General features: G+C 75.1%; 13 protein-coding genes. 7 read left to right on the plus strand and 6 right to left on the minus strand.

The features are described from left to right. Position 1: 1 nt before the first annotated feature. From BX286_RS05010 to BX286_RS05020, 3 genes are read right to left on the minus strand one after another with little or no spacing between them, the layout of a single operon-like run. Complete coding sequence (locus BX286_RS05010) at positions 2–961, minus strand: ABC transporter permease (RefSeq protein ID WP_261993362.1); 960 nt, start codon at positions 959–961, stop codon at positions 2–4. After that, the gene (locus BX286_RS05015) at positions 949–1857 is read right to left on the minus strand and encodes an ABC transporter permease subunit (protein WP_100864740.1); all 909 of its coding nucleotides are present in this window, start codon (positions 1855–1857) and stop codon (positions 949–951) included. The genes BX286_RS05010 and BX286_RS05015 overlap by 13 nt, the downstream gene beginning before the upstream one ends. Further along, a complete protein-coding gene (locus BX286_RS05020; protein ID WP_100864741.1) occupies positions 1857–3020 on the minus strand; it encodes an ABC transporter substrate-binding protein in 1164 nt (387 codons plus the stop codon). Before BX286_RS05020 ends, BX286_RS05015 begins: the two co-directional genes overlap by 1 nt. A 230-nt stretch (positions 3021–3250) precedes the next feature. Between BX286_RS05020 and BX286_RS05025 the strand changes: the two genes are divergently transcribed. From BX286_RS05025 to BX286_RS05055, 7 genes are all read left to right on the plus strand, one after another. Then, positions 3251–4003, plus strand: coding sequence for a GntR family transcriptional regulator (locus tag BX286_RS05025; RefSeq protein WP_100864742.1), 753 nt, complete (start codon positions 3251–3253; stop codon positions 4001–4003). 117 nt (positions 4004–4120) lie between these two features. Beyond that, positions 4121–5035 carry a LysR family transcriptional regulator gene (locus tag BX286_RS05030; protein WP_121014624.1) on the plus strand — a complete coding sequence of 305 codons (915 nt, stop codon included), beginning with the start codon at positions 4121–4123 and terminating at the stop codon, positions 5033–5035. A gap of 41 nt (positions 5036–5076) precedes the next feature. Then, on the plus strand, positions 5077–6084 hold the full coding sequence (locus BX286_RS05035) for a hypothetical protein (protein WP_121014625.1): 1008 nt from the start codon (positions 5077–5079) through the stop codon (positions 6082–6084). 67 nt (positions 6085–6151) lie between these two features. Beyond that, positions 6152–6760 (plus strand): DJ-1/PfpI family protein, encoded by a 609-nt coding sequence (locus BX286_RS05040; RefSeq protein WP_079424143.1) that lies wholly within the window; start codon positions 6152–6154, stop codon positions 6758–6760. Between the two features lie 90 nt (positions 6761–6850). Then, positions 6851–10402 carry an AAA family ATPase gene (locus BX286_RS05045; RefSeq protein ID WP_121014626.1) on the plus strand — a complete coding sequence of 1184 codons (3552 nt, stop codon included), beginning with the start codon at positions 6851–6853 and terminating at the stop codon, positions 10400–10402. A 50-nt stretch (positions 10403–10452) separates the two neighbouring features. After that, complete coding sequence (locus tag BX286_RS05050) at positions 10453–10944, plus strand: STAS domain-containing protein (RefSeq protein ID WP_079424147.1); 492 nt, start codon at positions 10453–10455, stop codon at positions 10942–10944. Positions 10945–11015: 71 nt separating this feature from the next. Then, entirely contained in the window at positions 11016–12470 is a 1455-nt protein-coding gene (locus tag BX286_RS05055; protein WP_079424149.1) for a condensation domain-containing protein, read from the plus strand. Here BX286_RS05055 and BX286_RS05060 read toward each other — a convergent pair. The 3 genes from BX286_RS05060 to BX286_RS05070 all read right to left on the minus strand — a co-directional run bounded on the left by BX286_RS05060 (position 12460) and on the right by BX286_RS05070 (position 14812). Further along, complete coding sequence (locus BX286_RS05060) at positions 12460–13695, minus strand: RNA polymerase sigma factor (RefSeq protein ID WP_079424151.1); 1236 nt, start codon at positions 13693–13695, stop codon at positions 12460–12462. The genes BX286_RS05055 and BX286_RS05060 overlap by 11 nt on opposite strands. Next, the gene (locus tag BX286_RS05065; protein ID WP_079424152.1) at positions 13695–14051 is read right to left on the minus strand and encodes a YciI family protein; all 357 of its coding nucleotides are present in this window, start codon (positions 14049–14051) and stop codon (positions 13695–13697) included. Before BX286_RS05065 ends, BX286_RS05060 begins: the two co-directional genes overlap by 1 nt. 140 nt (positions 14052–14191) lie before the next feature. After that, the gene (locus BX286_RS05070; RefSeq protein ID WP_079424154.1) at positions 14192–14812 is read right to left on the minus strand and encodes a hypothetical protein; all 621 of its coding nucleotides are present in this window, start codon (positions 14810–14812) and stop codon (positions 14192–14194) included. Positions 14813–14889: the final 77 nt, after the last annotated feature.

The raw sequence follows: 14889 nt of genomic DNA on the forward strand, positions 1-14889 counted from the left end.
GTCAGGACTCCTTGCGGGAGGTGGCGGGGGCGGAGGCCGTGGTGGACGGCGCGGTACCGGCCCGCGAGAGGACGAGCAGCAGCAGCCAGGTGATGAGGAGGCTGAGGATGGAGACGGCCACCGACATCCGGGCCTGGGCGCCGGAGATGGAGACGATCCACACCGCGAAGGGCCGGAACCCCAGCAGGGAGGCGATGGTGAACTCGCCGAGGACCAGCGCCAGGGTGAGGAAGGCCGCCCCGGCGAGGGAGGTCCGCAGGTTCGGCAGCAGCACCCGCCACACCACGTACGGCCAGCTCGCGCCGCAGCTGCGGGCGGCCTCGACCAGGGTGGGCACGTCCACGGCGCGCAGGCCCGCGTCGAGCGAGCGGTGGACGAAGGGCAGCGCGAGCACGGTGTACGCGAGGACCAGCACGACGGGGAACCGCTCGTCCTGGACGGCGATGAAGGTCTGGTAGAGCGGGGTCCGCGAGAGGTGCTCCGGCCCCCAGCGCAGCACGGTGGTGATCCCGGTGACCAGCGCGATCGGCGGAACCACCAGCGGCAGCATGCAGACCACCTCGACCACGGGCCGCAGCCTGGGCGAGCCGATGCGGACGGCGATCAGCGCGGGCACGGCCAGCAGGAGGGACAGCACGATGGTGGCGGCGGCCAGGCCGAGCGAGAGCAGCAGGCTCTGGGAGAACCCGTCGGCGCCGAGCAGTTCGGTGTAGGCCTCGAAGGTGACGCCCTGGCCGGGGACGTGCACGGTGAACACGAAGGAGGCCAGGAGCGGGAGCAGGAAGTACGCGCCGGCGAGGGCGAGCACGGCGCCGCGCCACACGCGGGGGCGCGGACGGCGGCGGACCGCTTCCCCCGCGCGGGCGGCGGGTGCCTCCCGCACGGCCGCGGGGACGGTCTCGGCCGTCTCGGCCGTCTCGGCGGACTCGGCGGTTTCGGCGGTCTCGGTCATCGCAGCCATCGGGCGCTCCGTCGCTGGAGGGGCAGGTAGACCGCCATGACCAGGCCGGCGATCAGGATCATGTCGAGGCCGAGGGCGAGCGCCACGTTCTCCTGGCCGGTCAGCACGTTGCCGGAGAGGGCGTCCGCGATCTTCAGGGTGACCAGCGGTACCGAGCCGCCGACGAGGGCGGCCGCCGTGGCGTGGGCCGCGAAGGCGGTGCCGAAGAGCAGGACGAACCCGCCGAGCAGGGAGGGCGCGAGCACCGGCAGGCCGACGTGGCGCCAGAACTGCAGTGCGGTGGCCCCGTTGTTCTGGGCGGCCTCGCGCCACTGGGGGCGCAGCCCGTCCAGGGCGGGGACGGTGACCAGCACCATCAGCGGGACCAGGAAGTACAGGTAGACCACGGTGAGGCCGGTGAAGGAGTACAGGTCCCAGCCCAGGCCGGTGAGGTCGGCGAGCTGGGTGACCACACCGGAGATGCCGGCGGTGGCGATGAACGCGAAGGCCAGCGGGACTCCGCCGAAGTTGGCGAGGACGCCGGAGGCGGTCAGGGCCGCCGAGCGCAGGGCGGCGGAGCGTGAGGTGACCAGCGCCTGGGCGATCAGCACGCCGAGGAGGGTGGCGATGAGGGCGGTCAGGGCGGAGAGCTGGACGCTGCCGGTCAGGGAGCCGAGGTAGGGGCCCTGGAGGGAGCGGGCCAGGTGCTCGCCGGTGACCCGGGTGGCGCCGGTGTCGGGGTCGGTGCGGGTGACCGCGCCGAAGGCGATGGCGCCGAGCGGGATGCCGAAGCAGAGCCCGGTGAAGACGAGGAGGGGGAGGGCGGCGAGCCAGGTGCGCGGGCCGCGCCGCCGGCGGCGGGGGGTGGTGCCGCCGGCGGTTCCCTCACGGTGAGGGGTGGTGGTGGGTGCGGACATCAGCTGAGGGCCTTGTCCCACTTCTCGGCGAGGACGGCCTTGGCCTTGTCGAGCTCGGTCGAGGCCGGGAAGGACGGGGTGCCCTGGACCTGGGGGAGCTTGGTGACGGCGTCCTTGTCGGCGGTGCCGGCCTGGGTCATGTCCGGGAGCAGGACGGGGCGGGCGTGGCCCCCCAGCCAGATGTTCTGGCCCTGGGTGCTGTAGAGGAACTCCATCCACAGGCGGGCGGCCGCCGGGTTGGGTGCGTCCTTGTTGATGGCCTGGGAGTAGAACTGGGCGTAGACGCCGTCGGCGGGGACGACGGTCTTCCAGTCGACGCCCTTGCCCTTGAACTGCTCGGCGTAGCCGGCGTTGAGGTAGTCCCAGTCGATCGAGATGGGGGTCTCGCCCTTCTCGACGGTGGCCGGGGTGGACTCGACGGGGATGAAGTTGCCGCTCTTGCGGAGCTGGCCGAAGAAGTCGATGCCGGGCTGGATGTCGGCGAAGGAGCCCTTGTTGGCGAGGGCGGCCGCGTAGACGCCGCCGAAGGCGGAGCCGGACTTGGTCGGGTTGCCGTTGAGGGCGACCTTGCCCTTGTACTCGGGCTTGAGGAGGTCGGCGAAGGTCTGCGGGCAGGTGGGGATCTTCGCGGCGTCGCAGCCGATGGAGACGTAGCCGCCGTAGTCGTTGTACCAGCGGCCGTCCGCGTCCTTCTGGGAGGCGGGGATCTTGTCCCAGGCGGTGACCTTGTAGGGGGCGAAGAGGTTCTCGCCGGCTCCGCTGCGGGCGAAGGCGATGCCGAGGTCGAGGACGTCGGGGGCGCGCTTCTGGCCCTTGCGGGACTTGACGGCGGCGATCTCGTCGGCGCTGGTGGCGTCCGGGTTCTCGCTGGAGACCTTGATCTTCGGGTACTTGGCCTGGAAGGCCTTGAGCATCTCGCCGTAGTTCGCCCAGTCCGGCGGCAGGGCGATCACGTTGAGCTGGCCCTCCTTCTCGGCGGCCGCGACGAGGGCGTCCATGCCGCCGAGGTCGGCCGCGGAGGCTGCGGTGGCCGGCTGGGCCTTGCCCTTGGCGCCGTCACCGGCGGCGGGCTGGTCGGGGGCGGCGCCACACGCGCCGAGGGTGGCGAGGGCGGCGGCGCTGAGCAGGACGGCCGCACCGCGACGGGCGGAGGAACGGAACACGGTCTCTCCCGGAGACGAAGGGGGTTCACTTGCCAGGCGTCACTTGTCTGAACAAGTTGGCCCCAGTTCGCCCGGGCCGGCTGTACGGACGGTGAACGGCGCCTGGACCGTGGAGCACGGCTCGAAGAAAACACGAGATTGACCGAAAGAAGTCGTGACAGAACCTGCTGGAATGATCATGAGTGGCGTTGCGGGAGGATCCGCACCAGGGCGAGCGGGGGACGAACGGCATGGGCACGGTCCGGTATCTGGAGATCGCGGAGGAGCTGCGCCGGGAGATCCTGTCCGGCGCCTACCCGGTGGGCGCCCGGCTGCCCTCGGAGAGCGAGCTGGCGGCGCGGTTCTCCGCCTCGCGCGGCACGGTCCGCCAGGCGGTCGCCGGTCTGGCCGCCGACGGGCTGGTCGGCTCCAGCCAGGGGGCCCGCAGGATCGTCCTGCGCCACGAGCGCCGGCACAGCTTCGGGGAGCTGAACAGCTTCGCGCAGTGGGCCGAGGGGATCGGCCACGAGGCCCGCAGCCGCTTCCTGTCGCGGGCCCGGCGGCCCGCGACGGCCGAGGAGGCGGAACGGCTCGCGCTGGCACCGGGCACGGAGGTCCTGGCCGTGCTGCGGCTGCGGCTGCTGGACGGGGAGCCCGTGATGGTGGAGCGGACCGCCTACGCGGACTGGGTCGCGGAGGCCGTGGAGGCCATGCCGGAGGACTGCCGGTCGGTGATGGACGGCCTGGCGGCGGACTGCGGGGTCGTGGCCCACTACGGCGAGCACCTGATCGACGCGCTCGCCGCGGGCAGCGAGGACGCCCGGCTGCTGGAAGTCCGGCGCGGCAGCCCGCTGCTGCGCCAACGTCATGTATCGGCCACGCGTACGGGCCGCCCCATCGAGTGGTCCGACGACCGCTACCGGGCCGGAAGCGTCACGTTCAGTGTGAGCAACTCGGCGGTAACCGCCCCGCTGGAGCGGCACCCGGGCGGCGGGGAGCGCTGAGCCGCCCTCCGGCTGCCCGGAATGCAGGCCGCACCGCTGTAGGGTCCCAGCGCGGGCGCCCGGCCCCTTGGCCGGCCCCGAGCCCCGAGCCCCAACCCCCAGCCCCGAGGAACACCCTTGATCGATGTGCACCGGCTGCGCGTCCTGCGGGCCGTGGCGGACCACGGCAGTTTCAACCGGGCCGCAGCGACCCTGCGGCTGACCCCCTCGGCGGTCTCCCAGCACATCGCCGCGCTGGAGCGCGGCCTCGGCCACCCGGTGGCCGAGCGCAGCACGCGCGGGGTCACCCTGACCGAGGCCGGCCGGCTGCTGGTGGAGACGGCCGAGACCGTCACCGCCGAACTGGACAGGGTCCGCGCGCGCATCGACCGGCTGGCCGCCGGCCGGCCGCGGCTGACCGTGGCCACCTTCACCAGTGGGGGCCGCCACCTGCTGCCGGGTGCCCTGTCCGCCTTCGTGCACGCGCACCCGGAGGTGGAGCTGACGGTGCTGGAGGCCGAGCCGGAGGCCTCGCTCCCGATGGTGCGGGCCGGTGCGGCGGACCTGGCGCTGGCCTACCACTTCGACGGCCCGCTGCCCTCCGGAACCGGGCTGTCCTGGCTGCCGCTCCTGGAGGACCCGCTGTACGCGGTCCTGCCCGCCGGGCACCGGCTGGCGGAGCGGGAGGCCCTGGAGCCGGCCGAACTGGCGGCCGACCGCTGGGTGCTGGGCTGTATGAAGACGGAGGCCTTCCTGCGCCGCTACGCGGACCGGGCCGGGTTCGACCTGCGGATCGCCGCGTCCACCACCGACTACTTCTTCTCCCAGACCCTGGTCGGGGCGGGGGTGGGCGTGGCACTCGTCCCGCACATCGCCCTGGCCCCGCCCCCCGGTACGGCGGTGGTGCCCCTCGCCCCGCCCCGTCCGGCCCGCCACCTCGGCGTCGCCGCTCCGCTGCGCTCCCCGCAGCCGTACGCGACGGCCCTGGCGCGGGCCCTGCGGTCCTCGGTGGCCGGGGAGGCGGAACCGGGGACGGCGGACCCCGCCGCGTAGGAGCATGGAGCCGGCCGGGGGAAGTCGCGGAGGGGGCCGGGATGTTCGTCGCGTACGTGGCCGGGGAGGGGCGCTGGGCGCTGTGGCTGGTCTGCGCCTGCTACCTCGTGGTCGTCTACATCACCAGCCGGGGGCTGATCGCAGCCCCGCGCTACCGGCTGCTCCAGGCCCGCCTGCACGGCTGCCGGGTCCGGGCCGGGGTCTGCGCGGCCCGGGCGGCCCCGGACGGGGCGGACCCGGCCGTCCGGGCCGCCGTGCTGAAGGCGGTCACCGACCGGCTGGACCGCCTGGAGCGCAACGGGCAGGTAGCGTGGCGGCTGCTGCCCCGGCGCTGGGTCGTCGCCATCCCGCTGTCCAAACTGGCCTCCGCCTGGAGGGTGCTGCACGAGGCCGAGGCGCAGCTCCTGCGCCTGGAGGACCTTGAGGAGACCGCCCTGCGCGCCCGCGCGCTGCGGCTGCGCCTGGAGGACGGCCGGGACCCGGCCGACGAAGGCCTCGCGCGGGAACTCGCCGCACCCACCGGTGACCCGGCGGCCGGACGGGCCGCGCTGATCGCCGTCACCGAGCGGCTCGCCGAACGCGAGGACGGTGCCTTCGAGCGCGAGTACGAACTCCAGCGCATCGCCCTGTGGCTGGCCCTCATCGGCCTCGGGGCGGTGCTGCTGATCGGCCTGGTCCTCGACCACCGGCTCTCGCTCCTCCTGGGCGGCCTGGGCGGGTTCCTGTCCCCGCTGGTCGGGGTCATGCGCGCGCAGCGGCCCGCCTCCTGGGGCGTCCTCGTCCTGGCGCCGGTCGGCGGGGCCCTGGCGGCACCCGGCGGGCTGCTGCTGGTACGGATGCTCGCCGACCCCGAACTGAACCTCCTGGGGCGGGTGTTTCTGGACAATTCCTGGGGCTCCCCCGCCCGGCCCATCGCCCTGGCGATCGCGCTCCTGTTCGGCTTCTCCGGCACCCTGTTCTCCCGGCTCGCGCTCGCCGCCACCGGCCAGCTGGTGCCGGTGGCGGACCGGGGGACGGAAGGGCGCAAACAGGCCACCGGACGCGCGTGATCGCATGACGGACCGCTCGGCGGCCCGGGATCATGGAGGTCCGGCAGAACGGTCCGAAGGAGTGGTGATGCGGGTAGCGGTGGTCACGTTCGACGGGTTCAACGAGCTCGACAGCTTCATCGCCTCGGCGCTGGTCAACCGCTGCCGGCCCGACGGTCTGGAGGCCTTCATCACGACGCCGACCCCCGTGGTGACGTCGATGAACGGCGTCGAGGTGACGGGCCAGCGCCCGATGGAGTTCGTGCGGGAGGCCGAGGTCGTCCTGATCGGCAGCGGCATCAAGACCCGCGACGTGATCGCGGACGACCGGCTGCTGTCGATGCTGCCGCTCGACCCCTCGCGCCAGCTGATCGGCTCGCAGTGCTCCGGCGCGCTGGTCCTCGCCCGGCTCGGGCTCCTCGCCGGCCGGCCCGCCTGTTCGGACCTGACGACCCGCCCGTTCGTCGAGCAGCTGGGCGTCACCGTGCTGGACGAGCCCTTCCACGTCGAGGGGAACGTCGCCACGGCGGGCGGCTGCATGTCCTCGCTGTACCTGGGCGCCTGGGCCATCACCCGGACCCTGGGCGAGGAGGCCGCGCGCGCCGCCGTCGCCTACGTGGCACCGGTCGGCGAGCAGCGCGAGACCGTCGACCGCACGATGTCCGCCATCGGCGTACGGGACTCCGCCCTGCTCTGAGCCCTCGGTACGGTCAACCACCGCCACCGGTGCGCCCGTTGGGCGCCCGGCGGTCGCGGGGCCGGGGGCGCGCGGCTAGGTTCTGGCGTCATGCAACGACGACCGCTCGCCCTCGTCCTCGACGTCCTGCTCATGCTGGTGGGCGCCCTGCTCGGGATCGCGACCAACTACGCCACCAACGTGGAGGGCGAGGTGCCGCTCCCGCTGCGGCTGCTGCGCCAGTGGTCCATACCCCTGGTCGGCATCGGGCTCCTCGCCCTGGTCGGCGGCCAGTTGTGGCTGCGGTGGCTGGAACGGCGGCCGGTGGCGGCGCCCGTGACGTGGACCGCGGGGCAGCCGCCGTACCCGGGGCTGGAAGCCTTCGGGGAGGAGGACGCGGCCGTGTTCTTCGGGCGGGAGCGGGAGACCGCCGCGCTCGTGGCCCGGCTGCACCCGGCTGCCCCGGCCCGGGCGAACCGGTTCGTGACCGTGGTCGGGCCCTCCGGCTCCGGCAAGTCCTCACTGGTCCGGGCCGGGCTGCTGCCCGCCCTCACGGGACGGCGCTCGCGCTGGACCGCGTATCCGGCGATCACCCCCGGCACCGACCCGGTGGGCGCCCTGCGGCGGGCCCTGGACGGGGCCGTGGCGGACGGGCGGCCCCGGGTGCTGGTGGTGGACCAGCTCGAGGAACTGCTGACCCTGTCGGGGCCGCGCGAGCGGGCCGCCTTCGCGGCCGCGGTGCGCCGGGAACTGGCCCGGCAGCCGGGGCTCTGGCTGGTGGGCACCCTGCGCTCCGACTTCCTGACCGGGTTCCTGGAGGCGGAACTGGCCTTCCTGGTACGGGATCCGGTGGTGATCGGGGCCCTGGAGCGGGAGGCGCTGCACGAGGTCGTGGCCCGGCCGGCCGCGGCCGCCGGGGTCTCCTTCGAGGCGGGCCTGGTGTCGCGGATCGTCGACGACTGCGGGGGCGGCGACGCGCTGCCGCTGCTGGCCTTCACCCTCCAGGAGCTGTACCGGCTGGCGGGCGGCCCCGGGTCGGTGATCGGGTACGCGCACTACCGGGAGGCCGGCGGGGTCGCGGGGGCGCTCGTCGGGCAGGCCGACCGGATCCGCGCCGAGCTGCTGGGACCGGACGCGGACACCGGACCCGGGCCCGACCCGGTGGTGCGGACCCTGCTGCGGCTGGTCACGGTACGGGGCGAGGAGCCCGTCCGCAGACGGGTCCCGCGCTCCGAACTGACCGCCCCGGAGCGGGAGATCGCCGACGCCTTCGTGGCGGGCCGGCTGCTGACCTCCGACGCGGGGGTCCTGGACCTGGCCCACGAGGCCCTGCTGCGCCGCTGGCCGCCCCTGCGGCGGGCCGTCGCCGGGCACGTGGAGGAACTGCGGCAGCGCGGCGAGTGGGAACGCTGGGCCCAGGAGTGGGAGTTCGCGGGCCGCGGGGATGCCTTCCTGCTGACCGGGGAGCGGCTGGCGGCGGCCCGTGCCTGGCAGGACCGGGCTCCTGCCGGGCTGGAGGTGCCGGCGCTGGTGGCGGAGTACGTGGAGCGCAGCACGCGGGCGGACGGTGCGGCCCGGGCGCGTACGGCGGACGCGGTGGCGGCCCGGGTACTGGAGAGCCGCGAACCGGAGACGGCCGTCGCCGTCGCCCTCGCGGCGGTCACGGAGTGGGCGCCGACCCCGGCCGCCCTCCAGGCGTTGCGGACCGCACTGGACGGGTCCCTGCTGCGGGCGGTGCGCGGGGACTTCGGGGCGGCGGTGACCGGGGCGGCCTGGTCCCCCGACGGGTCGCGGCTCGCCGCCTGCGCCGGGGACGGCCGGGTGCGGGTCTGGCGGACGGACGGCCTGGACGGCGGGCCGGACGGGGGCCGTGCGGAGCCGGTCGTCCTCGACGTACCGGGCGAGTGGCCCCGTACGGTGGTCTGGTCGCCGGACGGCGCCCTGCTGGCCTGCGCCACGCGGGACGCCCGGCTCGCCGTCTGGGACACCGCCACCTGGCGCCGGGTGGCCGGTCTGCGGCTGCCCTTCCCCGGAGGCGGGCACGGGGAGGCTCCGGGCGCCCTCGCGTTCTCCCCGGACGGCCGCCGGCTGGTGTCGGCCGGGGCCGGCGGGGAGCTCCGGCTGTGGGACACCGCCTCGTTCACCCCGGCCGGAGCACTGCGGGCCCCGGCGGCCGGGACGCCGTGGAGCGCGGCCTGGTCGCCCGACGGCGGCCGGATCGCCGCCGCCGGGGAGGACGGCACCGTGCGGGTCTGGCCGGCGGGCGGCGGGGAGCCCGTGCCGTGCGGGCCCGCGCACGGGGACGCGGTGACGGCCCTGGCCTGGTCCCCCGACGGCGCCCTGCTGGCCTCCGCCTCCGCCGACCGCACGGTGGTGCTCCGGGAGCCGGGCACGGGCCGGGTGGTGCGGGCCCTGTCGAGCATGGACGGGATCGACTGCCTGGCCTGGTCCCCGGACGGGACCCGGCTCGCCGCCGGCGACCGGCACCGCAACGTGCGGATCTGGGACCTCCGGGACGGGGCCGCGGCCGACGGCGAGGCCGCCGCCCTCTGGCTCACCGGGCACCTGGACGCCGTGCACGCCGTCGCCTGGACCCCGGACGGCCGGCGGCTGGCGACCGCCTCGCGGGACCGGACCCTGGCCGTCTGGGAGCCGGCCGCGCCGCCGTCCGTGCTGCGCGGGCACACCGAGTCGGTGTGGCAGGTCGCCTGGTCGCCCGACGGCGGCCGGGTGGCCAGCAGTTCGGAGGACGGGACCGTCCGGCTGTGGCGGGCACCGGAGTTCGGGCCGCCGCAGGTCCTGGCCCCGGGGCAGTGCGGGGACCTCGCCTGGTCCCCGGACGGGTCGCTGCTCGCCGTCGGCCGTCACGACGGCGTGGCCGCGCTGTGGCACGGCGACGGCAGCCCGGCGGCCGAGCTTCCGGGCGGGCACGGCGCATGGGTGTCGTCGGTGTGCTGGTCCCCGGACGGCACCCGGGTGGCGACGGCCGCGCGTGACGGCCTCGTCCACCTCCGGGACGCCGCCGGGCGGGGTCCCACGCGGGTGCTGCGCGGGCACGGGGACTGGGTCACCGGAACGTCCTGGTCGCCGGACGGCGGCCGGCTGGCGACCTGCGGGACGGACCGTACGGTCATCGTCTGGGACACCGCGACGGGTGAGCGGCTGCGCACCCTGGAGGGTCACGAGGACCAGGTCTGGGAGGTGGCCTGGTCGCCGGACGGGCGCCTGCTGGCCACCGCTTCCCGGGACCGCACCGTCCGCCTGTGGGACCCGGACGCGGACGGACCGGCCGCGGCCCTCGCCCTGCTGGCCGGGCACGAGGACCGGGTCCAGGACATCGCCTGGTCCCCGGACGGCACCCGGCTCGCCTCCGTCTCCCGGGACCGGACGCTGCGGCTGTGGGACCCGGCGGCGGCCGCGCCCGTCGCCGTGGCCGGACTGCACGCCGACTGGGTCAACGGGGTGGCCTGGGCCCCCGGCGGCGGCCGGATCGCCACCTCCTCGCGCGACCGCACGGTCCGGCTGTGGACCCCTGTGCCCCGGGACGGCGCCGGGCCGCTGCTGCGCCTGGCGGCGGGGCGGGTCCTGCACCCGCCCACGCCGGAGCAGCGCCGCGCCCACCAGTTGCCTCCGCCCGCCCCGGTCCCACGGCCACGCGGGTGAAGTGCGCCCGGGCGCCGGTTCCCGCCCGGGGCGGGGCCCGTTGGAAGGGCGTGAACACCCCCATACACTCGATAGACGCCCACCTGACCTGCCTGGCCGGGGTCCCGGCCGCTCCCCCGCGCCCGGTCCCCCGGGGCGTCTCGCCCCGGGGCCCGTCGACCGCCCCGCCCGCTCCCGGCGACCCGCCGGGTCCGGCCGGTCCGCCGCTCCCCCGCGTGCGGTCCTCGCTCGGCGGCGGGGTCCTCTCCGTGACCCTGGCCGGGGAGTTCGACCACTACAGCTGCCTGCCCCTGCGGGCCCTGCTCGACGAGGGCGCGGCGCTCGGCGCCCGCCGTCTGGTCCTCGACGCGGCCCACGTCGCCTTCTGCGACTCCGCCCTGGCGCACCTCCTCGACCGGTGGGCCGCCGACGGCCGCACCTGGGAGCTCGCCGCCGGGTCGCGCTCCGTACGTCTGCTGCTGGACCTCTGGGACCGGCTGGGGCACGCGCCGGGACCCCCGGGCAGGACGCGGCGCGGGCTCCGGGACGGGAGCGGCGGGTGAGGGCGTCACCTCCGCGGTCCGGGTGTCGTTAGGCGCTCGGGGCTGATTCGGGGGACGAAGGGATGGCGTGAATGCGGCAGTTTCCGCTGGAGATGCACCAGGTGGCGCCGGGGCGCCTCGTCGAGTGGCGGTTGCGCTCCACGACCGCCCCGGGCGCGGCGGACCGGAGGGCTTCGTTCAATCAGGACAAGCACTTCACCGTCGCCGAGGAGAGTCGCGCCGACGGCGACCGGGTCGCGTCCTTCGTGGCCGTCACCTTCGAGATCGACGGCCCCTTGGACGAGGCGGTGCTGGCCCGGGCCCTGCTGGGCTTCGTCCAGCGGCACGAGGTGCTGCGGTGCGAGTTCCTGCGGCTGGCCGGGGAGGTGTCCTGCGCCCCCCTGCCGGCCGCCGAACTCGCCCTGGAGGCCGAGGAGGTGGCCGCGCACGGTTCGGCCGGGCGGCTGGGGGCGTTCCTGTCGGAGCGGTTCCAGCAGAGCATCGACACGCTGTCGTGGCCGCTGTTCGTGATGGGCGCGGTGGTCCGTCCCGACTCCGCGACCGTCTACCTGGCGTTCGACCACATCGTCTGCGACGGCATGTCGATGCCGGTCGTCGCCCACCAGGTGCTGACCTCCTACGAGGCGCTGCTGCGCGGCGAGGAGCCCGAGCTGCCGCCGGCGCCGAGTTACCTGGACTTCGCGGACGAGCAGCGCCGCCGCTACCTGTCCATCGACGCCGAAGACGAGCGGCTGGACTACTGGAAGTCCTTCATCGGGCGGGGCGGGGAGTTCTTCCCCCGCTGCCCGCTGGACCTGGGCGTCGAGCCGGGCCGGATGTACCCCATCGTCAACGAGGCCTCCTCGCTGCTGGACGCCGCCGAGGCCGAGGTGTTCGAGAAGGTGTGCCGGGAGACCGGGGCGAAGCCGTTCATGGGGCTGCTCGCCTCCGTCGCCGTGTGTCTGCGCGAGGCCGGCGGGCCGGGGGTGTACCGGGGGTTCATGCCGGTCAGCGAGCGGGGCCGGGAGAAGTGGACCAACTCGGTGGGCTGGTTCGTCAACACCCTGCCGATCGAGTTCGACGCCTCCCCCGGCAAGGACTTCGCCCAGGTGACGGCCGGGGTCCAGGAGGGGTTCCGGGAGATGATGCGGCACCTGGACGTGCCGTTCGTGCGGGCCTGGGAGCTGCTGGCCCCGGAGGAGTTCGCCCTGCGGTCCTGGCCGTACGCGGTGAACTTCTTCTCGTACATCGACATGCGCCGCTGTCCGGGCGCCGAGCGGCACGAGGAGTGGCGGCCGACCACGCACGTGTGGTCGGCGACCGGCAACGGGACCTGCTCGTGGTTCCAGCGGGACGCGGACGGGCTGCACATGAACTCCCTGTACGTGGACACCCCGGCCGCGCGGCGCACGATGGACGACTTCCAGGAGGCGCTGCGCCGGACGGTGCAGTGCGTCGCCCGCACGGGCGGCTTCCGCCGGCCGGTCGGGCTGACGGCCCCGCGGCGGCCTGAGCCGGATCCGCGGGCGGCACGGGTCAGGGGCTGAGGGGGCGCAGGGCGGCGGCCCGGCCCAGCAGCAGCTCCCGTTCGCGGGTGTTGCGGGTGAGGGAGGCCGCCCTCTCGAACTCGGCGCGGGCCTCGGCCGCGCGTCCGAGCCGCTCCAGAAGGTCCCCCCGTACGCTCGGCAGCAGGTGGTAGGAGCGCAGGGCGGGTTCCGCGGCGAGGGCGTCGACCAGCGGCAGGGCCGCCGCGGGGCCGTCGGCCATGGAGACGGCGACGGCCCGGTTCAGCTCGACCACCGGTGAGGGCAGCAGGAGCACGAGGCGCCCGTAGAGGGTGGCGATGGCGGTCCAGTCGGTGTCCTCGTAGCGGACGGCGGCCGCGTGGCAGCCGGCGATGGCGGCCTGGAGGGAGTAGGGGCCGCTGCCGGCGCGCTGGAGGGCGTCGACCCCGCGCCGGATGAGGAGCCGGTTCCACCGGGCGCGGTTCTGGTCGGCGAGCAGGACCGGTTCGCCGTCGGGGCCGGTGCGGGTGGCGGTGCGGGAGGCCTGGAACTCCAGCAGTGCGGCGAGCCCGTGCGCTTCGGGCTCGTCCGGCATCAGGGCGGCCAGTTGCCGGGCCAGGCGCAGCGCGTCCTCGCAGAGGGCGGGGCGCAGGAGGTCGTCGCCGGCGGTGGCCGCGTAGCCCTCGTTGAAGATCAGGTAGATGACCTCGAGGACGGAGGCCAGGCGCTGGGCCCGGTCGGCGCCGTAGGGCACCTCGAAGGGCACCCCGGCCTTGGCCAGGGCGCGTTTGGCGCGGACGACGCGCTGGGCGACGGTGGGCTCGGGGGCCAGGTAGGCGCGGGCGATCTCCTGGGTGGTGAGCCCGCCCACCAGGCGCAGCGTGAGCGCGATCCGGGCGTCGGTGGACAGGACCGGATGGCAGGCGGTGAAGACCAGCCGGAGCAGGTCGTCGTCGATGTCGTCCGGGTCGGCGGGCTCGGCCGGCGGCGGTACGTCCTCCAGGGCCCGGCCGACCTCGGCGAGCTTGCGGGCGTACGTCTCCCTGCGGCGGACGAGGTCGACGGCCCGGTGCCGGGCGGTGGCCATGAGCCAGGCACCGGGCCGGTCGGGGATCCCGGAGGCGGGCCACTGCTCGAGGGCGGCCACGAGGGCGTCCTGGGCGAGCTCCTCGGCGATGCCGACGTCCCGCACGATCCGGGTGACGCCGGCGATGATCCGCGCCGACTCCATCCTGAACACCGTCTCGACCGCCCCGGCCGTGGTCACTACATCTCCTGGATCTCGCGGACCTCGGCGCCCACGTGCCACGACGTCGGATGGGTTTCGAGGAACCGCTTGGTCCACTCCAGGGCCTCGGCCTTGTCCTTGCACTGCAGGAGGGCGTACCCGCCGACGACCTCCTTGGTCTCGGTGAAGGGACCGTCGGTGAAGCTGGTCTTCCCGCCGGACCAGTCGAGGCGGGTGCCCTGGGCGGTGGGGAGCAGTCCGGCGGTGTCGAGCATGACGCCGGCCTTGGTGACCTCCTCCAGGAGGGCGCCCATGCGCTGCTCGAACTCCGGCGGGAAGTCCTTCGGGGGGAGGTCCTGCTCGTCGATGCGGATGAGCGTCAGGAAGCGCGGCATGGTGACTCCTCGGTGGCGGTGGGCGGGGGCTCTCCCCGCCTCTCACCCCTGCGTCGAACGGAAGGGGCCCGGATCGACAGGTCCCGGGAAAATTCTTGGGGGAATCCTCCGGGCGGGCCATCGGGCGCGCGGGAGGCCCCTCAGGCGCACCAGAAGAACATCGTGTCCTGGCCGGGCCGCGCGTCCTCCTGCGCGGAGGCCCATTCCTCGGCCTCGCAGCGGATCGCCTTGAGGAAGACCTCGACGGTCTCCCGTACCTCCGGGTCCAGCCGGGCCAGCACCGCCTCGTGCGCGGCGACGAACTCGGCGGCCAGTTCGGTCGGGAAGGTGCCCATCCAGGGGGTGGAGTCACCGGCCGGCGGCAGGCGGACGGGCGGCCCGGACGTGAGGATCCGGGAGATGGCCAGGCGGTCCGGGACCCCGGCGCGCGACACCTCCTCGTCCACCGTCCAGAACCAGGACTGGCGCCGCCAGTCCCCGAGGTCGTGGGTGTCCGAGAAGTGCGCGGAGATCAGCGCGTGCAGCGCGTGGTGGTAGCCGGGGCCCTGCGCAGCGCGGACCGTGCCGTCGAGCAGCTCCTCCAGGGCCTGGGCCACGGAGACCTCGAGGTCGATGCCCTGGCTGTGCAGCCGCCCGTCCACGGTCCGGCACTTCTCCCGGACGGTGGCGAGCGTGCGCTCCTGCCCGGGTGTGCGTTCCACGGCGGTGAGCAGCCTCATCGCTTCGCGCATGCTGCCGGTGCTCATGACAAGGTGACCCACGGTCACTTCCTTCCCCAGGCGATGCTTCATGTTCTCCGAACCGGGCCCTTCCGGCGAAACCGGCGTGCTGTTCGGGC

Source organism: Streptomyces sp. 3211.6 (assembly GCF_003634815.1).
Taxonomy (GTDB): domain Bacteria; phylum Actinomycetota; class Actinomycetes; order Streptomycetales; family Streptomycetaceae; genus Streptomyces; species Streptomyces katrae_A.